Origin of the sequence: Limnohabitans sp. Rim8, assembly GCF_945901735.1 — a bacterium.
Classification (GTDB): Bacteria; Pseudomonadota; Gammaproteobacteria; order Burkholderiales; family Burkholderiaceae_C; genus Limnohabitans_A.
This window is the reverse complement of record NZ_CAMDLM010000019.1, coordinates 26,274-49,977: the sequence shown is the minus strand read 5'-3', so window position 1 is coordinate 49,977 and position 23,704 is coordinate 26,274. Positions and strand designations below refer to the sequence as shown.

The window sequence follows — 23,704 nt, the reverse complement described above, 5'->3', positions numbered from 1 at the left end:
TTGCCGGGGGCATGCGTCGCACCAACTCATGAGAAAATGTCTGGTTTACGGAATCGGACACCTTCCCCATGGACGCAGAACACATCAACCAAATCGGCGCAACCCTCACAGACCTGACCGCTCGTACCCACGAGTTACGGGGGTATCTTTGACTACGATGCCAAATCTGAACGGCTGAGAACCGTCAACGCATCCCTCGAAGATCCCTCAGTTTGGAACGACCCCAAAAAAGCCCAGGAGTTGGGCAAAGAGAAAAAAGCGTTGGACGGCGTGGTGGTGACCATCACCAACCTGACCCGCGAATTGGCCGACAACCTTGAACTCTTTGAAATGAGCAAGGAAGAAGGCGATGACGATGGCCTGCTGACCATCGAAGCCGAAACCGCCAAACTGACAGCGCTGGTCGCAGACTTGGAGTTCCGCCGCATGTTCCGCCACGAGGCCGACCCGCTCAACTGCTTTGTCGACATCCAGGCCGGTGCCGGTGGTACAGAAGCCTGCGACTGGGCCAGCATGCTGCTGCGCCAGTACCTCAAGTACGCCGAACGCAAGGGCTTTAAGGCCACGGTGGAAGACGAAACACCGGGCGACACTGCAGGCATCAAGGGTGCGACCATCAAGATCGAAGGCGAATACGCGTTTGGCTTGCTGCGCACCGAAACCGGCGTGCACCGCCTGGTGCGCAAGAGCCCGTTCGACTCGTCAGGCGGCCGCCACACCTCGTTTGCCTCGCTGTTTGTGTACCCCGAAATCGACGACTCGATCGAGATCAACATCAACCCGTCAGACGTGCGCACCGACACCTTCCGTGCCAGCGGCGCGGGCGGTCAGCACATCAACAAGACGGATTCGGCCGTGCGTCTGACGCACATCCCCACGGGCATCGTGGTGCAGTGCCAGGACGGCCGAAGCCAGCACAGCAACCGCGATGTCGCTTGGCAACGCCTGCGCTCGCGACTGTACGACTTCGAAATGCGCAAACGCATGGAAGAGCAGCAAAAACTGGAAGACACCAAGACCGATGTGGGCTGGGGTCACCAGATCCGCAGCTATGTGCTGGACAACAGCCGCATCAAGGATTTGCGCACCAACGTCGAAATTTCGGCTACCCAAAAGGTGCTTGATGGCGACCTCGATGCGTTCATCGAAGCCTCACTGAAACAAGGCCTCTGACCAAAATGCCAGGGTCAATGAGCCTAAAGCCGCCTCTCAGCTCGTCGCTGCAAGCGCAGTTTGGCAGTCCAGTTGCCTGGATCGCCGCGCTGGGCTCGCGATGACGGTACAACGACCAAGACAGGACCTATGTGATGCGTGACGGACAACCCACCGCGATTGACCGGGAAGCTTATGCCGCCCCGGCCTTCTGGATCGACACGGTCGATCTGACGTTCGACCTCGACCCGACCAAAACCCGCGTGCTGAGCAAGATGCGCCTGCGCCGCAACCCCGACGTGGCGGCGCAGCCGCTGCGACTGGATGGCGAAGACCTGAACCTGGCACGCGTGCTGGTCAATGGCGGTGGCACCTCGTTCAAGATGGACGGCCATCAGTTGGTGCTGGAGAACTTGCCCGAGGGCCATGAGCCCTTCGAGCTGGAAATTTTCACCACCTGCAACCCCGAGAAAAACACCCAGCTGATGGGCTTGTATGTCAGCCAAGGCACCTTCTTCACGCAATGCGAAGCCGAGGGTTTCCGCCGCATTACCTACTTCCTGGACCGCCCGGATGTGATGGCCAGCTACAGCGTCACGCTGCGTGCCGACAAGGCCAAATACCCGGTGCTGCTGAGCAACGGCAATCTGGTCGAACAAGGCGCGCTGGACGACGGCCGTCACTTTGCCAGGTGGGTCGACCCGCACAAAAAACCCTGTTACCTGTTTGCCCTCGTCGCCGGTCAGCTGGTCGCACGCGAGCAACGCATCCTCAGCCGCAGTGGCAAAGAGCACTTGCTGCAAGTGTTTGTGCGACCCGGCGATCTGGACAAGACCGAACACGCCATGAACTCGCTCATGGCCAGCGTGGCTTGGGACGAAGCCCGCTTTGGTCTGCCACTGGACCTGGAGCGTTTCATGATTGTGGCGACCAGCGACTTCAACATGGGCGCGATGGAAAACAAGGGCCTGAACATCTTCAACACCAAATACGTGTTGGCCAACCCCGCCACCGCCACAGACGTGGATTTTGGCAACATCGAATCGGTCGTCGGCCACGAGTACTTTCACAACTGGACGGGCAACCGCATCACCTGCCGAGACTGGTTCCAGCTCTCGCTCAAAGAGGGTCTCACGGTGTTTCGCGACCAGGAGTTCAGCCAGGACATGGCGGGCGACACCAGCGCCCGCGCCGTCAAACGCATTGAAGACGTGCGTGTGCTGCGCACCGTGCAGTTTGCCGAAGACGCCGGCCCCATGGCCCACCCGGTGCGGCCCGACAGTTATGTGGAAATCAACAACTTCTACACCGTCACCATCTACGAAAAAGGCTCTGAAGTCGTTCGCATGATGCAAACGCTGGTGACCAGCCCCGCTGACAGCCAAGGCCGCGACGGCTTCGCCAAGGGCATGAAGCTCTACTTTGAACGCCACGATGGCCAGGCCGTGACCTGCGACGACTTTGCGCAAGCCATTGCCGACGCCAACCCCAATTCGGCCTTGACGCAGCACCTGGTCACTTTCAAACATTGGTACAGCCAAGCCGGCACGCCCCGCCTGCAAGCGACAGGGCGCTACAACGCCGCCGAGCGCAGCTTCACGCTGAACTTGAGCCAAAGCTGCCCGGCAACCCCCGATCAAGAACACAAATCGCCCTTCGTGATTCCCGTCACACTGGGCCTGATCAGCCGAGATGGCCAAGCCCTGCCCCTGCAACTGGCTGGTTCTGACGATACCGCGCTGCAGCACACGCTGGTGCTGACCGAAGCCAGTGCCAGCCACACCTTTGTGAACATCGACAGCGACCCCGTTCCCTCGTTGCTGCGGGGCTTCAGTGCCCCAGTGGTATTGGAAGACGGACTGTCTGCAGACGACCTGCTGATTTTGTTGGCCCACGACAGTGACCCGTTCAACCAATGGGAAGCTGGCCAACGCCTGATGCTGCAAAGCGCCGTCGATGCCATCCAGCAAAACAAAGACGTGACAGGCCAGCACGTGTTGTCCGACGCCTTGGTGGAAGCGCTGCGCAAGGTGCTGCGCCACCCCCAATTGGACGCCGCATTCAAGGACCTGGCGCTCACATTGCCTTCAGAAAATTACATCGCTGACCAGCTGGATGTGGTGGATCCGCAGCGCGTACACGCTTTGCGCGAAAACATGCGCCTGCAATTGGCCACCGCCCTGCAAGACGACTGGCAGTGGGCCTGGGACACCCACAAGCACAACGGTGCTTATTCCCCTGATGCCCAGTCAAGTGGCCGCCGCGCCCTGGCGGGTCTGGCCATGACCATGCTGTGCATCGCCGCCGTGCAAAACGGTGATGCCGTGACGCCTGGCCGCGTCTACCAGCAGTTCAAGGTCGCCGGCAACATGACCGACCGCTTCAATGCCTTGTCGGCGTTGGTGGTCAGCGGTCATGCCCTGGCGCAAGATGCCTTGGCCCTCTTCCACAAGCTGTTCCAGCACGAGGCCTTGGTCATCGATAAATGGTTTGCCCTGCAAGCCGGTGCACCCGACCGCGCTGGCGACGTGCTGCCCCGCGTGCGCCAGCTCATGCAGCATGCGGACTTCAGCTTGCGCAACCCCAACCGCGCCCGCAGCCTGATCTTCAGCTACTGCAGCGCCAACCCGGCAGGTTTCCACCGCGCCGATGCGGCAGGCTATGTGTATTGGAGCGAGCAGGTGCTGGCGCTCGATGCCATCAACCCGCAAGTGGCCGCACGCCTTGCCCGCGCCATGGACCGATGGAGCCGCCTGGCCGAGCCCTACCGTAGCGCGGCCAAAGTTGCCATCGAGCGCGTGGCCGCCAAAGCAGGCCTGTCGAACGACGTGCACGAAGTGGTCAACCGGGCACTGACCGCCTGATTGAGCTGATGCTGACTGAACCGATTTTAGGAACACCCATGAGCAAAATTTCCCTCTCCCGCTACCTGGTGGAGCAGCAACGCGACAAAGGGCACATTCCGGCCGACTTGCGCTTGCTGCTCGAAGTGGTGGCCCGCGCTTGCAAAAGCATCAGCCATGCCGTGAACAAAGGGGCTTTGGGCGGTGTGCTGGGCAGTGCCGACAGCGAAAACGTGCAAGGCGAAGTTCAGAAAAAACTCGACATCATCGCCAACGAAGTACTGCTCGAAGCCAACGAGTGGGGCGGACACCTTGCCGCCATGGCGTCTGAAGAGATGGACAGCATCTACCTGGTGCCCAACCGCTACCCGCAGGGCGAATACCTCTTGCTGTTCGATCCCCTCGATGGCTCATCGAACATTGACGTCAACGTCAGCATCGGCACCATCTTCAGCGTGCTCAAAAAACCCGAAGGCAACCAGGGTGTGACCGAGCAGGATTTCTTGCAAGCGGGCAAAAACCAGGTGGCTGCGGGTTACTGTGTATATGGACCGCAAACCACCCTGGTGCTCACCGTCGGCGATGGTGTGGCCATGTTCACACTGGACCGCGAGCAAGGCTCTTTCGTGCTGACACAAGAACACGTGCAAGTGCCCACCGACACCCAGGAGTTCGCTATCAACATGAGCAATATGCGCCATTGGGACGAACCCGTGCGCCGCTACATCGATGAATGTCTGCAAGGCAAGGAAGGCCCGCGCGGCAAGGACTTCAACATGCGTTGGATCGCCAGCATGGTGGCCGACGTGCACCGCATCCTGACCCGTGGCGGCGTCTTCATGTACCCCTGGGACAAGCGCGAGCCGCACAAAGCCGGCAAGCTGCGCTTGTTGTACGAGGCCAATCCCATGAGCTGGCTGATCGAACAAGCCGGGGGGGCATCCACCAATGGACAAGCACGCATTCTCGACCTGCAACCGGGCCAGTTGCACGAGCGCGTGAGCGTCGTGCTGGGCTCTAAAAACGAAGTCGAGCGCGTGACCCGTTACCACGCCAAAGCCTAAGCGCCGGGCCCTGCAGCTTTGCCGCTGCAAGTCAGCCGTCAAAAGGCCCCTGACACGCGCGTGTCAGGGGCCTTTTGACTTTCATGACCGCAAGCCACTGGCCTGCGGGGTGATTCATTCGTCGATGTCTGGCGGAAAGCCATCGCCAGCCAGCACAGGCGCTGCAGCGCAAGCAGGCTCAGAGACCACCGCACGCAAGGTTTCGCGCAGCATTTTTTTCTCCGGCAAGCTCAAGGCGCGGGCCAGTCGCTGGCGCATGCGCAGCAAAAGCTGGCGGTCCACTTCTTGCGGAATACCTCGGCTGATCTGCAAAGCGTCGCGCAGGTCTTCACGCAGGTCCTCGGGCTCGTCGGCCCACCAGGCGGTGATGACCTCGTGCATTGATTTGCGCAACTCCTCCACGTCTTCCACGGCCAGGCCTGTCCCCGTGGGCAGCTTGCCTTGCAGCATGTCGGCCAGCGCTTGCGAGTTGACCACCACACGGCGGTCAGCCTGGGCCAGCAAACGGGCCCAGCCCGGATCGGTGCGCACCATTTGCGGCATGTTGCGGGCCGATTCGTCGGCCAACAGGTGCACGCTCAGGCCGCTAAGTTGGGCGTCGTCGATGGTGGCCAAAAAACGCTCATCGTCGCTGGCCACCAGCACATGGTCACACGCGTGGTGATCGGCCAGTTGCTTGAGGTCGTGGCCCACCGAGCGCAACAAAGACGCACCACCATCGGCATCATGGGCCTGCACCAGGCGCACGATCTGATCGTCGATGACGAGGCCATCGGATCGGTCGCTGTACCAGTAGATACGGCGCAGATCCACATCCAGCGCTGCGTGTGACAGGGCCTGGGACAGCAAGCTGATCAGGCCCTGGCGGTTGACCGATTCGCCGGTGGCGCCCATCGCGCCTTGCTGGGCCAGCCAGATCAAGAATCGGCCGTCGATCAATGCCATGCAGGTGCCCCCTCGGTGTTCGCCAAAGCGGCGTTCGGAACGGGCGTCGGGGGAGAAGTAATCGCGTTTCATGAAGTGACCTGTATCCATATGTGTAAAAACAGTAACGTTGCTAAATAGGACAACCTATCCATTTTACGGCCAGGCCTCGTCGCGCTGGGACCAAGACCGCCGCCAGTGCCGCGCCAGCATGCAGGCCCTTGTCGGTTATAAACACCGACTGTGTCCAAAAATCCAATCTTTGATCCAAGACAAGTCCCGGTTTGGCAAATCGACCACGACATGCCCGCTGTGCCGACACCTTTTTTGCAGCCCGAAGCCCTCAAGGCCCGGTTTGAGCAGCCACCTGTGTGGCAGCCGGAAGTGGTGCGCGAAAGCTTCACCTCTGACCGCCCCCCTGCCCAAGCGGCGGTGCTGGTGCCTATAGTGATGCGGGGGCCGCAAGCTTCATCACCCACGGTGCTGCTGACGCGCCGTGCCGCGCACATGAAGACCCATTCGGGTCAAATTGCCTTTCCCGGCGGGAAGGTGGACCCCGAGGACGCCAACAGGCAGGCCACCGCTTTGCGCGAGGCCGAAGAGGAAGTGGGCTTGTCGGCCCGCTACGTTGAGGTCATTGGCGAGTTGCCCGTTTACATCACGGGCACTTCGTTCTGGGTGACGCCGGTGATCGGCCTGGTCTCGCCCGATTTTGAGCTGCGTCTCAATGCTGACGAAGTGGCCGATGTGTTTGAGGTGCCTTTGTCTTTTTTGATGAACCCGGCCAACCACCGACGACATGCCTTCGAGTGGCAAGGTTCTCAGCGACAATGGTTTTCCATGCCGTACGAGGAGCGTCGAATCGCCCCCAATGGCGAAGTCCAGGCGGTGGAACATTTCATCTGGGGAGCCACGGCCGGGATGCTGCGCAATTTCTACCGCTTCCTGGCTGCCAACCCGTCAACATGAGAATGCCATGAGTTTTTTTGCCATCTTGCTGGCCCTGGTGCTGGAGCAAGCCCGCCCTCTCAAGGCCGACAACCAGGTCTTTGCCGCTGTCGAACACTGGACGGCGTGGGTGGTGCGCACCTTCGACGCAGGCACCCGTCCACAGGCTTGGGTGACCTGGGGCATCGCCGTTTTGTCCCCTGCCTTGCTGGCCGTGCTCGTGCATTGGTTGCTCGATTGGACGCTGGGCTGGTGGGTGGCTGTGCTGTGGAATGTGGCCCTGCTGTATGTGACGCTGGGCTTCCGGCAATTCAGCCACCACTTCACCGGCATCCGCGAAGCCCTGGAAAACGGCGACGAAGACAAAGCTCGCGAGTTGCTGGCGCAATGGCAGCAGGTTCAGGTGGGGCAAATTCCGCGCAGCGAAATCGTGCGGCACGTGATCGAGTACTCGGTGATAGCTGCGCACCGCCATGTGTTCGGGGTGTTTTTTTGGTACGCCGCACTGTCCATCATTGGCCTGGGGCCTGTGGGCGCGGTGATTTACCGCCTGACCGAATTCACCCAGCGCCGCTGGCAAGCCCCTTCAGCCGATGGCTCTTTGCCCAGCGAGGTTTTGCGCTGCGTCTCGAGCAGGGCGTGGCAAGCCGTGGACTGGTTGCCCTCGCGCATGACGGCCTTGGGCTTTGCCATTGTGGGCAGCTTTGAAGACGCCATGGACGGCTGGCGGCAACACGCGCAGAATTTTCCGCAAGACAACGATGGGGTCATCTTGGCGGCCACGGCAGGGGCCATCAACATCCGTTTGGGTGGCGCGGCTTTGCAACCCGTGGCCGAGGGCATGACAACGCCCGACAACCCGGACAGCAGCAGTACCCCCGGGCGAGTGGCCAGCGTGGCGCACTTTGCCCAAGTGGTCGGCCTGGTCTGGCGCACCGTCATCATGTGGCTGGTGCTGGTGGCCTTGCTGACCATGGCCAATTTGGTGGGCTAAAGGCGCCCTGCCCTTCACCAGCGCTGCTGGCCCAACTCCTCAAAAAGCTGCGCGTAAATACGGTGACGGCGCACGCTGATGGTGCCGGGGTGCTCAGCGGTTTCGACTTGTGCCAACACAGCGCAACCGGGTTCGTGCAAATGCGTGCAGTTGTAGAACTTGCAACCGCCCAAATGCTTTCGCAAATCAGGCATGCAGTCGGCCAAGCGGGTGGGCTCAATGTGGTGCAGACCAAACTCCTGAAAGCCGGGTGAATCGATCAAGGCCGTGCGTGCGGCGCCAGTTTCAGCACCGGTTTGAGCCCCCCCATCGAGCGCGGGCACCCAGAACCAACGCGTGCTGGTGGTGGTGTGCTTGCCCGAGTTGAGGGCCAGCGAAATTTCACCGGTTTCCACCCGCGCATCGGGCACCAGGCGGTTGATCAGCGTGCTCTTGCCACTGCCCGACGGCCCCAGCACCAAGGTGGTCAGGCCTTGCAAATGCGCGCACAAGGCGGTCACGCCATCGTCGTCCACCGGGCTGCGCGGGCTGAGGCTGATGGGCATGACGCTGTAACCCATGGCGCGGTAGGGGGCCAGACGCTCCCAGGCCTGGGCAAAGGGCAGCGCCAGATCGCTTTTGTTGAGCGCGATGATGGGCGTGATGCGCTCGGCCTCGGCCGCCACCAAGGCGCGTGAGAGTTGACTCTCCGAATATTCAGGATCGGCCGCGATCAGGATCAGCACCCGGTCCAAGTTGGCTGCAAAGGATTTGGTGCGAATTTCGTCTTTTCGGTAAAACAGGTTGCGGCGTTCTTGCAGTTTTTCGATGCTGCCCTCGTCGCCAGCGATTTGCCACAGCACCTGGTCGCCCACGACCACTTGGTTTTTCTTGCCACGGGGATGACAAATCAGGCGTCGGCCTTCGGGTGTCTCCACCAAACAATGGCGACCATAGGTGGCCACCACCAAGCCCGGCTCCAGATCGTTCGCCTGGGGCAAGGCCGGGCGAGCTTTGGGTTTATTCATGCCGCTTCATGTCGGTATCAAAGCATCGGTTTGCGTGGCTGCTTCAAAGTCCAAGCGGCTCAAGCCATGCACGTCGTGCGTGTTCCAGCGCACTGCGCATCGGCGATAGGTCAACACCAACTCCGGGTGGTGGTTGAGCTTTTCAGACAACCAGCCCACACTGTTGACGAACAGCAGCGCATGCGTGTGTTGGGCAAAGTCAAAGGTCTTCTCGATGGCGACGTTTTCACCATCGCCCGACAAATGCCAGCCCGAAATCTGACCCAGCGCCATGATCACCTCGGTGGGTTTGAGGGCGCGAACTTCCAAGGCACTCATGCGGTTTTCATCCTCAGCAAACGCTCGCTGGCCGGTGGGTGCGAGTAATAAAACTTCACATACCAAGGGTCGGGCGTGAGAGTGGAGGCATTGTCTTGATACAGCTTGAGCAAGGCCGAAGACAAGTCTGCGCCCGGGGTTTGCGACACAGCATAGGCATCGGCTTCGAACTCCTGCTGACGCGAGCGCCAGGACGACACAGGCGCAAAAAACAAGCTGAACACGGGTGCGACCAACATGAACAAGACCAACGCCAGCGCATCGTTGCTGCCCGACAAGTTGGGGTTGACGCCCAGCCCCGTGTAAAACCAGACCTGCTGCGCCAGCCAGCCCAGCAGCGCCAGACCCGCCAGCGTCATGGCAAAGCTGGTCGCCATCATCTTGACGATGTGTTTGTGCTTGAAATGGCCCAACTCATGGGCCAGCACCGCTTCCATTTCAGACGGGGTCAGCTGCTTGAGCAAGGTGTCAAAAAACACCACGCGCTTGCTGGCCCCAAAGCCGGTGAAGAAAGCATTGGAATGCGCCGAACGGCGGCTGCCGTCCATCACGAAAAAACCTTTGGCGGTGAAGCCTGCACGTTGCATCAGGGCCTGCACGCGGGCCTTGAGCGACTCGTCTTCCAAGGGGGTGAATTTGTTGAACAACGGCATGATCACATTCGGGGCAATGGCCATCAAAAACAGCTGCCAACCCACCAACACCCCCCAGGCCCAAAGCCACCACCACGGACCCCCAGCTTGCATGAGCCACAGCACCACCCACAGCAAAGGCAGGCCCAGCGCCAAACCCAGCACCAGGCCCTTGGCCATGTCAGCGAGCCACAAGGCGGGCGTGATCTTGTTGAAACCAAAGCGCTGCTCTACGCCAAAGGTTTGCATGAGCAACAAAGGCAGCCCGATGAGACTGCCGACCAGCATGAACCCCAGCACCAAGGCGATTTGCTGCGCCATACCCGGACCCATCCAACCCAGCAGCGCCTGGTTGAGTGCATCGAGCCCGCCCAGCAGCGTCCAGCCCAGCAAAACGGCCGCATCAAGCGCGATGTCGATTTGCGACAAGCGGGCTTTGGCGAGGGTGTAATCGGCCGCTTTTTGGTGGTCGGCCAAGGACACCGTGTCGGCATAAGCCACAGGCACGGCGTGACGGTGGCGGGCCACATGCCGCACTTGGCGCACATTGAGCCAAAATTTGAGCGTGACATGCGCCAACAAGGCCGCCACGAGGCTCAGAGTCAAAGTCAGGGTGGGATTCATGCCGCCATTGTAGGAGCCGTACCTTTGTACCGTGCCGTGTGCCAAGATTCAGACCCGATGCCGAGGGGTTGATGGCATCGGCGACAATCTCTGCATGTCTGATTCGAACACACTCCCTCCCGCCCCTGAAACTTCTGAACTGCCCAAATCTGATCAAAACCTGGTCTGGATTGACTGCGAGATGACGGGCCTGGACCCCGAAAAAGAACGCCTGCTGGAGATCGCCGTCATCGTCACCGGCCCGCACCTCACCCCCCGCATTGAAGGCCCGGTGCTGGTGATTCACCAAAGCGACGAACTGCTGAACCAGATGGACAAGTGGAACAAAGGCACCCACGGCAAGAGCGGGCTGATCGACAAGGTCAAGGCCTCGACCACCAGCGAGGCCGATGCCGAAGCCCAGATCCTGGCCTTTCTGAAAAAGTACTTGCCCAAAAACAGTTCACCGTTGTGCGGCAACACCATCAGCCAGGACCGGCGCTTCTTGGTCAATTACATGCCCAAGCTGGAAGCGTTTTTCCACTACCGCAACCTGGACGTGAGTACTCTCAAAGAGTTGTCTCGCCGCTGGAAGCCCGAGGTGTATGCCAGTTTCAAAAAGCAGCAAAAGCACACTGCCCTGGCCGACGTGCACGAATCGATCGACGAGCTGGAGCATTACCGCGAGCATTTCATCCGTTTGTGATTTTTTCAGGGAAAACCCTAGCGGCTTTCCCTGAACCGTGCCATAATGATGGGCTCGTTGCATTAAAGTGCAGCGTTTCATACATCTCCCTTCATGCCTTGACCCAACGATAGGGTCACTCACAGCGGCCAGGCTTCATGCCAAGCGCCCCTCGCGAGCACCGTTTGATGGTTGATGTTTTTTCAACCTTGCGGTGCCTGCGGCCATTAGCAACAGTTTTCTGTTAGCGGCCGTTGTTCCGTGCGAGCTTTATAGAACCACATGACTGACACTTTGAACACAGTGCAGGACGACTTGTCGCCTGTCGAAAACACATCCCTCTCCACCGCACCGAGCGCCCCGACAAACCTGGCCACTGAAATCATGGTCGCTGTGGCGGCCGAGATCACCCCCGAAGTAGCTCCTGAAATCACGACCGAAGTAGCCGAAGAAGTCGAAGCCATCGCTGATGTGCCCAACGGTTTCGTTAAATTGGGCCTCGCCCCTGAGCTGGTGCAAGCCGTAGCCGATTTGGGCTACACCCAGCCTACCGCTGTGCAATTGCGCACCATTCCTTTGGCTTTGCCCACTGCAGGCGGCTCCAAAGACGGCAAGTCCAATGGCTACACCGACATGATGGTCTCCAGCCAGACCGGCAGCGGCAAAACCGCCGCCTTCTTGCTTCCCGTGCTGCACACGCTGATCCAGCAAATGGCCGCGCAAGAAGCGGCTGAGCGCGCCGAATTCGATCAAGCCTGCGCCGACGCTGCCGCCAAAGGCGAGCCCGCCCCCAAGCGTGCCAAGCGCAAAGACCCCACCAACCCACGCAACTTCAAAGCCCCGACACCCGGCGCCCTGATCGTATGCCCCACGCGTGAATTGGCCCAACAGGTGGCGCAAGACGCCATCGAGTTGGTCAAGCACACACGCGGTCTGCGCGTGGCCAACGTGGTCGGTGGCATGCCTTACCAGCTGCAAATTGCCAAGCTGCAAAACGCCAACCTGGTGGTCGCCACACCTGGCCGTTTGCTCGACCTGCAGCGCTCCATGCAAATCAAGTTGGACCAAGTGCAATTTTTGGTAGTGGACGAGGCCGACCGCATGCTCGACCTGGGCTTCTCGGACGATTTGGCTGACATCAACGACATGACCAGCCAGCGTCGCCAGACCATGATGTTCAGCGCCACCTTTGCGCCGCGCATTCAGCAACTGGCCATGCGTGTGATGCACGACGGCGGTTCTTCGGTGCAGAAAATCCAGATCGACAACCCCCAAGAAAAGCACAACAACATCAAACAGGTGCTGTTCTGGGCCGACAATGCCCAACACAAGCGCCAGATGCTCGACCACTGGTTGCGTGACGCCACGATCGACCAGGCCATCGTGTTCTCCAGCACCCAAATCGAGTGCGACGGTTTGGCCGCTGACTTGCAACAAGACGGCTTCTCGGCTGTGGCCCTGCACGGCGCCTTGAGCCAAGGCATGCGCAACCGCCGCCTGATGGCGCTGCGCAATGGCCAAGTCCAGATTCTGGTCGCGACCGACGTCGCTGCTCGCGGCATCGACGTGCCCACCATCACCCACGTCTTCAACTTCGGCTTGCCGATGAAGGCCGAGGACTACACCCACCGCATTGGCCGCACAGGCCGCGCTGGCCGGGATGGCCTGGCAGTGACCTTTGCTGAAATCCGTGACCGCCGAAAGATTGGTGACATTGAGTCCTACACACGCCAGCCTTTCAAGGCCGAAGTGATCCCGGGCCTGGAGCCCAAAGTGCGTGTGCCGGAAGCCCGCAAACCCATGGGCCGTGGCGGTGACCGTTTCGGTGGTGAGCGCAATTACGCCAACGCAGGCGGTGGTTTCCGTGGTGGCCGTCCTGCCCCCGGTGGCCGCGACTTCGGTGGCAACCGTGACCGCGACCATGCTGGCGGTGGTTTTGACAACCGCGCCCCTCGTGGCAACTTCCGCGAAGAGCAGCCGCGTTTCGAACAACGCGCCGAACCCCGTTTCGATCAGCGCAAAGAAGGTGGCCGTTTTGACGCTCCCCGTGGCGGTGACAACCGCGGTGGTGACCGCTTTGAGCAGCGCAGCGCACCTGCGCACCCCTGGGACAAAGGCGACAGCCGCCCTGCCCCGCGCCAAGACGCCCGCCAAGATGCCCCACGTCAAGGCGGTCGCTGGGAAGAGCGTGGTGGTGACAACCGCAACGCCACCCGCCCTGCCCCACGCGGCGCGGCAGGTGCCGGTGACAAGTTCGCCCGCGGCCCCAAGCAGTTCGGTGCCGGCAACTTCAAGCCCCATGCTGCTGGCGAAGGCCCTGCCGGCAAGCGCGGCGGCACCCGCGTGCTGAAAATCACGCGCGGTTGATCGTTTTCGTGGGTTCAACCCAAGACTTCAAGATCCCCTCCAAGGCCTTGCACTCACTGGCAAGGCCTTTTTCCATGGTCGGACGGAACGGGCAAAGGTTTTGAAACGGCCATAAAAAAACCGCCCTGGGCGCAAACCCGGGCGGTTTTTTTGTGGGGCCGAAAAGGCTTTACGCTTTAGCAGCAGGTGCCGCTTTGCGCTGAGGCAACTTTTCTTTGATACGTGCCGATTTGCCGCTGCGCTCGCGCAGGTAGTACAGTTTGGCGCGGCGAACATCACCACGGCGCTTGACTTCAATGCTGGCGATCACAGGGCTGTAGGTTTGAAACGTACGTTCCACGCCTTCTCCACTGGAGATCTTGCGCACAGTGAAGCCACTGTTCAGACCACGGTTGCGCTTGGCGATCACAACACCTTCGTAGGCCTGGACACGCTTGCGGGCGCCTTCCACCACGTTGACGCTGACGATCACGGTGTCGCCGGGGGAAAATTCAGGAATCACTTTGCCCAAACGGGCAATTTCTTCCTGCTCAAGGGTTTGAATCAAATTCATTTTTTGAACTCCGTCCGATCATGCCTCGCTACACAAGGGGCGTTATGTGCTGTAAAGGCCATGCTTGTGCATGACTGAGCCAGAACGCGGCGGGTAGAGGATCGAAAAGCCTGCCATTATAGCTTTTTCGCAGACTGGGGGGGGTCTGACGTTGACCCGCCGCCACAAGCCTGCTTGAGAAAGGCCTCGTCCTGGCGGCTGAGCCCTGCGGCCTGGCGGGCCTCTTCGATCAACTCGGGGCGGTGCATGGCTGTCAAACTCAGGCTTTGCTCGCGTCGCCAGCGTTCGATGTGCGCATGGTGGCCCGACATCAATTCAGGCGGTACAGCATGCCCTTGCCAGACTTCGGGGCGGGTGTAATGCGGGCTGTCCAGCAAACCATCGAGTGCCGGATTGAAGCTGTCGAGTTGATGGCTGCCCTCATCACCCAGCACCCCGGGCTGTAAGCGGGCCACAGCATCGAGCAAAGCCATGGCGGCGATTTCGCCACCCGACAGCACAAAGTCACCCAGACTGATTTGCTGGTCGACGCATTGGTCAATAAAACGCTGGTCGACCCCTTCATATCGGCCGCACAGCAGCACCGCGCCCGCACTGACCGACCACTGGGCCACTGCGCTGTGGTTCAGCTTCGTCCCAACGGGAGAAAACAGCACCAAAGGTGCCGGCGCGCACTCTTGGCGCTCAGAACGAATAGCCGTGAGGCATTTGAACAGGGGCTCGGCCATCATGACCATGCCCGGACCACCGCCAAATGAGCGATCGTCGATTCGGCGGTAATTGCCTTGGGCATGGTCGCGGGGATTCCACAAACGCACATCCACCAAGCCGCTTTCATAAGCGCGCCGCGTGATGCCACTGGTCAACAGCGGTGCAAACAACTCAGGAAATAGGGTGATGATGTCAAAGCGCATGGATGGCCCTCCACGGCCGGGCCTATCAGTAGTCGGGCTGCCAGTCCACCGTGATGCGCTTGCCCGGCAAGTCCACGCCATCGACGAAAGCGGCGACAAACGGAATCATGCGCTCAACCGGCTTGCCGCCTTCGGTTTCGGGAGCCGCTTCAATGACCAGCACGGTTTGCGGGCCTGTGGACATCAGGTCGCGCACCTGGCCCAGATCCACGCCTTCGCGGTTGAACACCTGCAAGCCCATCAAGTCGACCCAGTAATACTCGCCATCGGCCGCCGCAGGGAAACTGGCGCGAGACACATGAATCCGACCGCCACGCAAGGATTCCGACGCGTTGCGGTCATCGATGCCTTGGGCTCGAGCGACCACCGTATCGGAATGGTCTTTGACTTCCAGGATGCTCAAAAGCAAGGGTTCATTCCAGGACTGCTGCGCAGCATCCGCTGCGTCGGTGCCGCGCCGGGGTTTCATGGGACGATCGGGTGGCAACAAGAACCAGCTTTTGGCAGAAAAAAGCGCCTCAGGCGAGGCGCTGTGGGGCAAGACCTTGAACCAGCCTTTGATGCCCCAGGCATCGGTGATGCGCCCAATTTCTATGGCGTCAGCCGGCAAAGCGGCTGTTTCCAAAGGCGGACGCATGACCCGTGCGAACCGATCAGGCGGCGGCTTTGCCGGCTTGACGGATCAGGCGCTCCACTGTGGGAGAAGCCTGGGCCCCAACGCCCGTCCAGTAGCTCAGACGGTCTTGTGCGATGCGCAAACCCTCTTCGCCACCTTTGGCTGTGGGGTTGTAGAAACCGATACGCTCAAGGAAGCGACCATCGCGACGCATGCGCTTGTCGGCGACAACGATGTTGAAAAAAGGACGTGCTTTAGAGCCGCCGCGGTTCAGACGAATAACAACCATGATTTATCCTTGGGTGGTTGGGTCTTTCCAGAGCAAATGCCGGGAAGCCCGATTTATTTCAGCGTTTGAGACACGCAACTGGCCACCCGGCCAGTGACACACTGAAAAGCCTGCCATTGTACAACGGGAGTTATGCCTTGCCTCTGATACGACCGAGCCGAGACGAAGACGTCGTCGCCATCACCGCCATTTACCGCCACCATGTGCTAACCGGCACAGGCACTTTCGAGATCGATCCCCCCACCGAAGCCGATATGGCGGGCCGCCGGGCAGATGTGCTGTCCAAGGGCTTGCCTTACCTCGTGGTCGAAGACGAAGGCCGTGTGATGGGTTTTGCCTATTGCAACTGGTTCAAACCCCGTCCAGCCTACCGCTTTTCTGCCGAAGATTCGATTTACATGGCCCCAGACGTTCAACGCAAAGGCATGGGCCGGGCCTTACTGGCTGAGTTGTGCACGCAAGCTGAGCGTGTTGGTGTTCGTAAATTTTTGGCAGTCATTGGCGATTCAGCCAATGCGGGCTCGATTGGCGTGCACACCGCTTTGGGTTTTAACCATGTGGGCGTCATCAAGTCATGCGGCTGGAAATTCGACCGTTGGCTCGATGTGGTCATGATGGAAAAGCCTTTGGGCGCCGGTGACAGCACCGCTCCGCAATAATCAGCCTAATGAAAAACAAAACAATTGCAACTTGGTTGGCTTTTTGGACGGGCCCTTTGGGCATTCACCGCTTTTATCTTTACGGATTTTCAGACACGCTGGGCTGGTTGCTGCCTATCCCCACTGCACTGGGTTTTTATGGGCTGGAGCGCGTGCAGCAGTTGGGCCAAGACGACACGCTCAGTTGGCTGCTGATCCCCTTGCTGGGGTTCACGATCGCCGGCTGCGCTTTGAACGCCATTGTTTACGGCCTGAGCGGCATTGAAAAATGGAATGCCAAATTCAACCCCAAAGTCGAAGAACTTCACCCGGCAGGCCGTACCCACTGGGGCACGGTCATTGGCATCGCCAGCGCATTGCTGCTGGGCACCACCGCCTTGATGGCCAGCCTGGTGTTCAGCTTCCAGCGCTATTTCGAATACCAGATCGAGGCCGCCCGCTTGATCAGCCAGTAAAGCCTGCGCCTGATCAGGCAACGCCTGAAGCATCCTCTGGCAAGCGTTCAATGCCCTGCCCCGCCACACGCATCAAGTCATCAGGCTTGACGCGCTCTGGCCACACATCGGCCAAGGGAAAGAGCACAAAGGCTCTGTCTCGCCAGCGCGGATGGGGCAAAGTCAGGCGCGGACTGAACACCTGGGCTTCACCGTAGAAAAGCAAATCCAAATCCAAAGTTCTTGGGGCATGAAGATAAGGACGCAGTCGGCCTGCTTGGTTTTCGATGGCCTGTAAAGCATCCAGCAAATCGGGTGCCGTCAAGCGCGTGTCAATGCAGGCCACGGCATTGAAAAAATCCGGCCCCTGCGCCTCATGAGGCGCTGTGCGGTAAAGCTGCGAGCGGCAGGTCAGCTGGGTGCTGGGCAACAGCGCCAGGGCATCGAAGGCTTGCAGCACCTGCTGCCGTGCACCGCCCAAATTGGCCCCAAGCGCCACATACGCGGTCACACTCTGACGCGGCAAGAGGGCCATGGGCGAGATTCAGGGCTAATTCTGGGCCGAGTCAGCCCGTGGAGCCTGAATCGGCAGCCGAATCGCCTGCCTCACCGGGTTTGCGGCGGCGACGACGGCGTTTTTTGGGCTCGCCGACGCCAGCGTGATCAGCCTCTGAAGCCTCGGGCTTGGCGTCAAGTGGCGCGGGCGCGGGCGCGCCTTCGGGCCTGGGTGCGCGGCGCACACGCGGCTTGGCCGCCTGCGAGACCTGTTGCTCGGCCTTGGCGGCCTGCACCAAATCTTCGCGCTCCGAATCACTGGCCATGCTGAATTCTTGCCACCAGTCAGCCAGACGAATGTCCACTTCCTCGATGTCGGCACGCAGACGCAAAAAGTCAAAGCCTGCGCGAAAGCGCGGCTGCTCGACCAAGCCAAACGGCGTGCTGCCCACGCGCTTTTCAAAGCGCGGCTGCATCATCCAGATCTCGCGCATGTCCGCCGCCAGCTTGCCTCGCCCGGACACATCGCCGATGCGGGCATCAAACACCTCGTCAATCGCATCCTGCAAAGCCGGGTGCGGGTGCTCTTTGCGCGCCAATCGCTTGGCCCAGCCTTGGCGCACATCGGCCCACAGCACACAGGCCAGCAAGAAGCTGGGGGCAACCGGTTTGCCCTCGCCCACGCGGCGGTCGGTGTCGGCCAGCGCCACTTGCACAAAAGCACTGTCCACCCGCTCCACCACCACATCCAGCAGAGGGTAAATGCCAGTGGCCAGGCCCAGCTTTTTCAACTGCTCAATGGACGCCAGCGCGTGTCCGGTTTGCAGCAGCTTGAGCATCTCGTCAAACAAACGGCTTTGCGGCACATCGGCCAGCAAAGTGGCCGACTGGGTCAGAGGCTTGGCGGTCTTGGCCTCCAGTTTGAAGCCCAAGTGGCTGAGTTTGGCGGCAAAACGCACGGCGCGAATGATGCGCACCGGGTCTTCGCGGTAACGCACCACCGGCTCGCCAATCATGCGCAGAACGCGCTTTTTCGAATCCTGAATGCCGCCGTGGTAATCCACCACGATCTGCGACTCGGGGTCGTAGTACATGGCGTTCACAGAGAAATCGCGCCGCGTGGCGTCTTCGTCTTGCGGGCCCCAGACGTTGTCGCGCAGCACACGGCCCGAGGAGTCCACCGCGTGCTTCATGCCCGCCAATTCACTTTTGCTGGTGCGTTCGTTGCCTTTGACCTGCTCAGCCGCAGCGTTGTCCAGGTGCGCCCGGAAGGTGGAAACCTCGATCACTTCGTTGTCGCGCCCCCGGCCGTACACCACATGCACGATGCGAAAGCGCCGCCCAATGATGAAAGCGCGGCGAAACAGGCCCTTGACCTGCTCCGGCGTGGCATTGGTGGCCACGTCAAAGTCTTTGGGGCGCAGGCCCAAAAGCAAATCACGCACCGCGCCGCCCACGATGTAGGCCTCAAACCCGGCTTGCTGCAGGGTGCGTGTCACGTTGATGGCGCGCTCGTCCACCAGGTTCGGATCGATGCCGTGCACAGACGCGGGCACCTCGGTGCGGCGGCCAAAATGGGGGGTGTTGCTTTTGGGCGATTTGCCCATCAGCTTGTCGATGAATTGTTTGATCATTCTTGAAAGATGTCGAGGATGCGCCAGCCGCGCTCTGTGGCCAGTTGACGCAACCGAGCGTCAGGGTTCGTTGCCACTGGATAGTGGGCTTTTTCCAGAAGCGGCAGGTCATTCATGGAGTCGGAATAAAAGGTGATCTCCACATCCCCCCAGTCCAGTTCTTTTTGAGCCAACCAATCGGCGACCCTGGTGACTTTACCTTCGCGAAAAGAAGGGGTGCCTCGGATTTCACCCGTGATCCAGCCGCTGGCATCGCGCTCGAGATCCACCGCAATCAGTTCATTCACACCGAAAGCCTGGGCAATCGGCCGGGTCACAAACTCGTTGGTGGCGGTCACGATGATGACCGCATCCCCCGCATGCTGGTGCAATCGTAACAGCGCCAGCGCCTCGGGCGTGATGCGCGGGCGGATCACTTCGTCCATGTAACGGGCGTGCGCCTTCGCCGCTTCAACGGCACCACGCTCACGGGCTGCGCGGGTTGCAAAGCGCACGTAATCATGAATATTGAGCGTGCCCGCCTGATAGTGGGCATAAAACTCGTCGTTGCGCTGGCCGAAAACCACCGGGTCAGTCCAACCCATTTCGGTGGTGAACACGCCCCAGCTGTGGTCAGAGTCCAGCGGGAGCAAGGTGTGGTCCAGATCAAACAGGGCGAGTTTCATTCATTCTCCAGCATCGCACGCACCAACGGGATGGTCAGGGCGCGCTGCGTTTGCAAGGCGAAGTGGTCCAAGTGGTCAAGCAGCTGCATGAGGCTGCCCAAATCACGCGAAAAGCGCTTGAGCATGTAAGACATGACCTCGTCACTCAAAAACAGGCCCCGGGCATCGGCCTCTTGGCGCAGCACGGCGCGGCGCTCAGGCTCGCCAAGGACCTGCAGGGCCTCGATGTGGCCCCAACCCAAGCGGCTGCGCAAGTCGTCGCGCAGCTTCAAATCGGCTGGGGGCAAAGCGCCTGCAGCCAAAACCCAACGCGGCGCGCCGCTGCGCGGTGTCAAAGCGTTGACGAACCAATTGAAGGCGGTGTGCTGTTGCTCGGCGTTGTACAAATGCACATCGTCCATCAGCACAGCGCCCCAATCGTCGTTGAACTCGGGCGGGTCCATGCTGTGGACATCCAGCCAGCCGACCAGCGCGCCCTGCTCTTGCAGCGCATGGTGCACCGCATGCAGCAAATGGGTTTTACCCGAACCGCTGTCGCCCCATAAATAAGTGGGCACGGGTGAGCGGCTGCCCGAGGCGGTCCACAAACGCAAGTGGCTCAAGGCCGCCGCGTTGGGGCCTGCAAAAAAATTGTCCAGCGTGGGTGTTGAAGCCAAGCCGATGTCCAAAGCCAGTTGCTTCATGCCCGGTCAGGTCCCTGCTCGGCATCGTTAGAACCGCTTTTCTGGTAGAGATCGCTTTGCAGGTATTGGTGACGCACACGGCGCAAGCCCACCAACAAGACGGCACTGGCAGGCAAGGCGATCAGCACACCCACAAAACCCAGCACTTGGCCAAAAGCCATCAAGGCCAAAATCACCGCCAGCGGATGCAAGCCGATGCGCTCCCCCACCAAGCGGGGCGTCAGCACAAAGCTCTCTATCAACTGACCCAAGCCATAGACCACGGCCACCATCATCACGGCTTGCGAGGGCGCTAATTGCAGCAAACCGGCCAACAGCGCCAGCACCAGGCCCAGGCCAAAGCCCAGATAAGGCACAAACACGGCCAGTCCGGTGAACACGCCGATGGGCAGGGCCAGATCCAGACCAAACAAACTCAGGCCCAACGAGTAAAACACGGCCAGTGCCAGCATCACCAGCATCTGCCCGCGCAGGTACTCGCCCAGCACCTCGTCGCAGTCGTGCATGAAGCCATCAAATCGCTCGCGCCAGGCGGGTGGCACCAACTCGTGCAGGCCGTTGACCAGCCGCGTCCAGTCGTACAACATGTAAAACAAGGCCACGGGCACCAGCACCGCATAACCCGCCAAGGCCAGCGCCACGCTGCCGCCGAGTTTGAGCGAGGCCATCAGAGGAGCCCACCAGTCTTCGCGGTTCGCGCTCAGGTAAGTCACCAGTTGTTTTTTCAGTTCGCCCAGATCCAGCGAGACATTCAAGCCCAGCTGGGCCAACACAGGGTTGATGGCATCGCCCAAGCGGTCGAGCAGCAAAGGCAGTTGCTGCTGCAACAGGGGCCATTCGCGCAGCAGGATCGGCACCAGCAACAAAAACAAACCCAACAGGGACAGCAAGGCCAGCGCCTCCACCAACACCACAGCCAGGGCACGCGGCAAACGGCCACCGGCCACACCTTCCAGCCTGATCACCAAGGGGTGCAGAACATAGGCCATGACCGCTGCAATGACAAACGGGGCCAGCACCGGCGCGAGCAACCATAAAACCAGCACGACCAGCAGGGCCACGCCAAGCCAGGCGGCCAGTCGGGTCATCAAAAAAGGAAGGGGGGCTTGCATGCAGTCTCTTGTTTTGCCAGGGTCACGCCCGTGCGCTCAGGGCTAACCCTTAAAATAAGCCTTGATTTTAGTCTGCCAGCCCGTTTATTGGCCCCCCGTTATCCAATTAGAAGCCCCATTCGGGCCAAAACCATGACCCAAACCCCTCTTTCCTACAAAGACGCTGGCGTCGACATCGTCGCGGGCGACGCGCTGGTCGAACGCATCAAGCCCCTGGCCAAGAAAACCATGCGCGAAGGCGTGCTGGCCGGCATCGGCGGTTTTGGCGCGCTGTTTGAGGTGCCCAAGCGCTACAAAGAGCCCGTGCTGGTCAGCGGCACCGACGGCGTGGGCACCAAGCTCAAGTTGGCCTTTGAATGGAACATGCACGACACCGTGGGCATCGACCTGGTGGCCATGAGCGTGAACGATGTGCTGGTGCAAGGGGCCGAGCCGCTGTTCTTCCTCGACTACTTTGCCTGCGGCAAGCTGGACGTAGACACCGCCGTCGCCGTGGTGGGCGGCATTGCCAAAGGCTGCGAACTGTCGGGCTGCGCCCTGATCGGCGGCGAAACCGCTGAGATGCCCGGCATGTACCCCTCTGGCGAATACGACCTGGCCGGTTTTGCGGTCGGTGCCGTCGAAAAATCCAAAATCCTCACGGGACAAAACGTGAAAGCGGGCGATGTGGTGCTGGGCCTGGCGTCCAGCGGCGTGCACTCCAACGGTTTTTCCCTGGTGCGCAAATGCATTGAGCGCGCCGGTGCCAACACCCCGGCCACGCTCGACGGCAAGCCCTTCAAGCAAGCCTTGATGGCGCCCACCCGCTTGTATGTGCTGAACGTGTTGGCGGCGCTGACGGCGCACCCGAACACGCAAGAGGCCTTGGGCATCAAGGCATTGGCCCACATCACCGGTGGTGGTTTGCTCGAAAACATCCCCCGCGTGCTGCCCTTCGGTCTGGCCGCACACCTGCAAAAAGGCAGCTGGCCCCAGACTGAGCTGTTTGCCTGGCTGCAAAAGACGGCTGGCATCGACGACAACGAAATGAACCGCACCTTCAACAACGGCATCGGCATGGTGGTCGTGATTGACGCGGCCGGAGCCGAGGCCTGCGCCGCAACACTGCGCGGCTTGGGTGAAACGGTTTACACGATCGGGCTCATTGCGCCGCAAGGCGATGGGGCCCAAGTGGTGGTGGCCTGAGCTTTGGCGCCTCCAGCCATTGGGCTTGAAAGCAAGAAATCTGGGCCGAGTCAGCGCTCGGTCAAAGCGCCGAAAGCTCGCTGACCCGGTTGCGCAGCGCCGCTGTGTCGGGCGCTGCCGGCACGGCCTCCAAATACTGCCTCAGGTCCTGCAAGGCCTCGTGCACATGCCCCAACTCGGCATGCACCAGGCCCCGGTCGCGTCGCTCGTCCCAAGCTTCGGGCAGCAAAACCACCAACCGGTCAAGCACCTGCAACATGCGGGGCCAGTCTTCTTGCGAGCGAAAAATCTCTTTCAGGTTGCGCAACATGCGGGCCAGCATGTCGCGGGGCGGGCAGCCTTGCAAATACAAGCCCAAAGGGGTTTCGCCCTCGTCCAAGTCGGGGGCAGCGAACTGGTCTTCGGGTGCCCTGTAAGGGCTCAGCCGCTCTGACAAATTGTCCAACCCCAAAGACTCGCCCGTGAGCGGGTCCAGCACCACCAAGCCACCCTCCAGCGCCACTTTCACCAAAAAATGGCCTGGAAAGGAAATGCCTTGCGCCTGCAAGTCCAGGGCTTGGGCCAGCTCCAACCAAATCACCGCCAGTGAAATCGGAATCCCCCGGCGCGTGCGCAACACGTCAAAAATGTAGCTGTTCTCCGGGGCGTAATAGTCGTTGGCATTCATTCCAAAACCCAGGTCTTTGTAAAACACCTGCGTCAAGATGGCCAATCGGGTCAGGTCATCGGCCGCCTCGGGCATGCGCGCCGTCACCCTTTTGACCAAGCGCGCCACATCGTCGAGCACCTGTTGCACATCCAGCGTGGGTTCTTCATCCTGCGCCAAACTGGCCGCAGCCTCCAGCAAGGGGAACTGCTCGTCGCTTTGCACCAAGCTGGCAAAGTAACTCAGCGGGGTCGGGGGGGAGAGGTTAAAAGTCATGTGGAA

Annotated in this window: 24 protein-coding genes; 10 read left to right on the top strand and 14 right to left on the bottom strand. The window is 60.5% G+C overall.

Features of this window, described 5'->3' with window-relative positions; all coding sequences use genetic code 11:
- Positions 1 to 68 precede the first annotated feature (68 nt).
- The 3 genes from prfB to Q0O99_RS10720 all read left to right on the top strand — a co-directional run bounded on the left by prfB (position 69) and on the right by Q0O99_RS10720 (position 5,059).
- A protein-coding gene (gene prfB, locus Q0O99_RS10730; RefSeq protein ID WP_293751232.1) for a peptide chain release factor 2 occupies positions 69 to 1,173 on the top strand; the annotation gives its coding sequence in 2 pieces (ribosomal slippage) (positions 69 to 149 and positions 151 to 1,173; 1,104 coding nt in all).
- 134 nt (positions 1,174 to 1,307) lie between these two features.
- Positions 1,308 to 4,016 (top strand): aminopeptidase N, encoded by a 2,709-nt coding sequence (pepN, locus tag Q0O99_RS10725; protein ID WP_293751230.1) that lies wholly within the window; start codon positions 1,308 to 1,310, stop codon positions 4,014 to 4,016.
- A 38-nt stretch (positions 4,017 to 4,054) separates the two neighbouring features.
- A complete protein-coding gene (locus tag Q0O99_RS10720) occupies positions 4,055 to 5,059 on the top strand; it encodes a class 1 fructose-bisphosphatase (protein WP_293751228.1) in 1,005 nt (334 codons plus the stop codon).
- 114 nt (positions 5,060 to 5,173) lie between these two features.
- Here Q0O99_RS10720 and Q0O99_RS10715 read toward each other — a convergent pair whose 3' ends face one another.
- Positions 5,174 to 6,076, bottom strand: a complete 903-nt coding sequence (locus tag Q0O99_RS10715) for a hypothetical protein (RefSeq protein ID WP_293751226.1) — start codon at positions 6,074 to 6,076, stop codon at positions 5,174 to 5,176.
- A gap of 210 nt (positions 6,077 to 6,286) precedes the next feature.
- Between Q0O99_RS10715 and Q0O99_RS10710 the strand changes: the two genes are divergently transcribed.
- Positions 6,287 to 6,952 (top strand): CoA pyrophosphatase, encoded by a 666-nt coding sequence (locus Q0O99_RS10710; protein WP_293751224.1) that lies wholly within the window; start codon positions 6,287 to 6,289, stop codon positions 6,950 to 6,952.
- Positions 6,953 to 6,959: 7 nt separating this feature from the next.
- Positions 6,960 to 7,925: a CobD/CbiB family protein gene (locus tag Q0O99_RS10705; RefSeq protein ID WP_293751222.1), complete on the top strand. Its 966-nt coding sequence runs from the start codon at positions 6,960 to 6,962 to the stop codon at positions 7,923 to 7,925.
- Between the two features lie 14 nt (positions 7,926 to 7,939).
- Here Q0O99_RS10705 and rsgA read toward each other — a convergent pair whose 3' ends face one another.
- The 3 genes from rsgA to Q0O99_RS10690 are packed head-to-tail and all read right to left on the bottom strand — an operon-like array spanning position 7,940 to position 10,506.
- Positions 7,940 to 8,932: a ribosome small subunit-dependent GTPase A gene (gene rsgA, locus Q0O99_RS10700; RefSeq protein ID WP_293751220.1), complete on the bottom strand. Its 993-nt coding sequence runs from the start codon at positions 8,930 to 8,932 to the stop codon at positions 7,940 to 7,942.
- A 6-nt stretch (positions 8,933 to 8,938) separates the two neighbouring features.
- On the bottom strand, positions 8,939 to 9,250 hold the full coding sequence (locus Q0O99_RS10695) for a 4a-hydroxytetrahydrobiopterin dehydratase (RefSeq protein ID WP_293751219.1): 312 nt from the start codon (positions 9,248 to 9,250) through the stop codon (positions 8,939 to 8,941).
- Positions 9,247 to 10,506, bottom strand: a complete 1,260-nt coding sequence (locus Q0O99_RS10690; RefSeq protein ID WP_293751217.1) for a M48 family metallopeptidase — start codon at positions 10,504 to 10,506, stop codon at positions 9,247 to 9,249. Before Q0O99_RS10690 ends, Q0O99_RS10695 begins: the two co-directional genes overlap by 4 nt.
- A 94-nt stretch (positions 10,507 to 10,600) precedes the next feature.
- On the opposite strand from Q0O99_RS10690, the gene orn reads away from it, so the two are divergent.
- Together orn and Q0O99_RS10680 are read left to right on the top strand one after the other, a co-directional pair.
- The gene (orn, locus tag Q0O99_RS10685; RefSeq protein WP_293751215.1) at positions 10,601 to 11,191 is read left to right on the top strand and encodes an oligoribonuclease; all 591 of its coding nucleotides are present in this window, start codon (positions 10,601 to 10,603) and stop codon (positions 11,189 to 11,191) included.
- Between the two features lie 261 nt (positions 11,192 to 11,452).
- The gene (locus Q0O99_RS10680) at positions 11,453 to 13,537 is read left to right on the top strand and encodes a DEAD/DEAH box helicase (protein WP_293751213.1); all 2,085 of its coding nucleotides are present in this window, start codon (positions 11,453 to 11,455) and stop codon (positions 13,535 to 13,537) included.
- A gap of 169 nt (positions 13,538 to 13,706) precedes the next feature.
- Here the strand turns inward: Q0O99_RS10680 and rplS are convergent, their stop codons facing one another.
- The 4 genes from rplS to rpsP form a co-directional block, all read right to left on the bottom strand.
- Positions 13,707 to 14,090 carry a 50S ribosomal protein L19 gene (gene rplS / locus Q0O99_RS10675; RefSeq protein WP_293751211.1) on the bottom strand — a complete coding sequence of 128 codons (384 nt, stop codon included), beginning with the start codon at positions 14,088 to 14,090 and terminating at the stop codon, positions 13,707 to 13,709.
- A 116-nt stretch (positions 14,091 to 14,206) separates the two neighbouring features.
- Entirely contained in the window at positions 14,207 to 15,004 is a 798-nt protein-coding gene (trmD, locus tag Q0O99_RS10670) for a tRNA (guanosine(37)-N1)-methyltransferase TrmD (RefSeq protein WP_293751210.1), read from the bottom strand.
- Positions 15,005 to 15,029: 25 nt separating this feature from the next.
- Positions 15,030 to 15,641: a ribosome maturation factor RimM gene (gene rimM / locus Q0O99_RS10665; RefSeq protein WP_293751209.1), complete on the bottom strand. Its 612-nt coding sequence runs from the start codon at positions 15,639 to 15,641 to the stop codon at positions 15,030 to 15,032.
- A gap of 16 nt (positions 15,642 to 15,657) precedes the next feature.
- Positions 15,658 to 15,909 (bottom strand): 30S ribosomal protein S16, encoded by a 252-nt coding sequence (rpsP, locus tag Q0O99_RS10660; RefSeq protein ID WP_293751207.1) that lies wholly within the window; start codon positions 15,907 to 15,909, stop codon positions 15,658 to 15,660.
- A 137-nt stretch (positions 15,910 to 16,046) separates the two neighbouring features.
- Between rpsP and Q0O99_RS10655 the strand changes: the two genes are divergently transcribed.
- Positions 16,047 to 16,568, top strand: a complete 522-nt coding sequence (locus tag Q0O99_RS10655; RefSeq protein WP_293751205.1) for a GNAT family N-acetyltransferase — start codon at positions 16,047 to 16,049, stop codon at positions 16,566 to 16,568.
- Between the two features lie 8 nt (positions 16,569 to 16,576).
- Complete coding sequence (locus Q0O99_RS10650; RefSeq protein ID WP_293751203.1) at positions 16,577 to 17,023, top strand: hypothetical protein; 447 nt, start codon at positions 16,577 to 16,579, stop codon at positions 17,021 to 17,023.
- Between the two features lie 13 nt (positions 17,024 to 17,036).
- Here Q0O99_RS10650 and folK read toward each other — a convergent pair whose 3' ends face one another.
- From folK to Q0O99_RS10625, 5 genes are read right to left on the bottom strand one after another with little or no spacing between them, the layout of a single operon-like run.
- A complete protein-coding gene (gene folK / locus Q0O99_RS10645; RefSeq protein WP_293751202.1) occupies positions 17,037 to 17,537 on the bottom strand; it encodes a 2-amino-4-hydroxy-6-hydroxymethyldihydropteridine diphosphokinase in 501 nt (166 codons plus the stop codon).
- 31 nt (positions 17,538 to 17,568) lie between these two features.
- On the bottom strand, positions 17,569 to 19,131 hold the full coding sequence (pcnB, locus tag Q0O99_RS10640) for a polynucleotide adenylyltransferase PcnB (protein ID WP_293751200.1): 1,563 nt from the start codon (positions 19,129 to 19,131) through the stop codon (positions 17,569 to 17,571).
- Entirely contained in the window at positions 19,128 to 19,796 is a 669-nt protein-coding gene (locus tag Q0O99_RS10635) for an HAD family phosphatase (protein WP_293751198.1), read from the bottom strand. The genes pcnB and Q0O99_RS10635 overlap by 4 nt, the downstream gene beginning before the upstream one ends.
- Positions 19,793 to 20,479, bottom strand: coding sequence for a DnaA regulatory inactivator Hda (gene hda, locus Q0O99_RS10630; protein ID WP_293751196.1), 687 nt, complete (start codon positions 20,477 to 20,479; stop codon positions 19,793 to 19,795). Before hda ends, Q0O99_RS10635 begins: the two co-directional genes overlap by 4 nt.
- Entirely contained in the window at positions 20,476 to 21,591 is a 1,116-nt protein-coding gene (locus tag Q0O99_RS10625; protein WP_293751194.1) for an AI-2E family transporter, read from the bottom strand. The genes hda and Q0O99_RS10625 overlap by 4 nt, the downstream gene beginning before the upstream one ends.
- Before the next feature lie 132 nt (positions 21,592 to 21,723).
- Between Q0O99_RS10625 and purM the strand changes: the two genes are divergently transcribed.
- A complete protein-coding gene (gene purM / locus Q0O99_RS10620) occupies positions 21,724 to 22,776 on the top strand; it encodes a phosphoribosylformylglycinamidine cyclo-ligase (protein WP_293751192.1) in 1,053 nt (350 codons plus the stop codon).
- 61 nt (positions 22,777 to 22,837) lie between these two features.
- On the opposite strand, the gene Q0O99_RS10615 is transcribed toward purM, so the two are convergent.
- Positions 22,838 to 23,698 carry a tetratricopeptide repeat protein gene (locus Q0O99_RS10615; protein ID WP_293751190.1) on the bottom strand — a complete coding sequence of 287 codons (861 nt, stop codon included), beginning with the start codon at positions 23,696 to 23,698 and terminating at the stop codon, positions 22,838 to 22,840.
- Positions 23,699 to 23,704 lie beyond the last annotated feature (6 nt).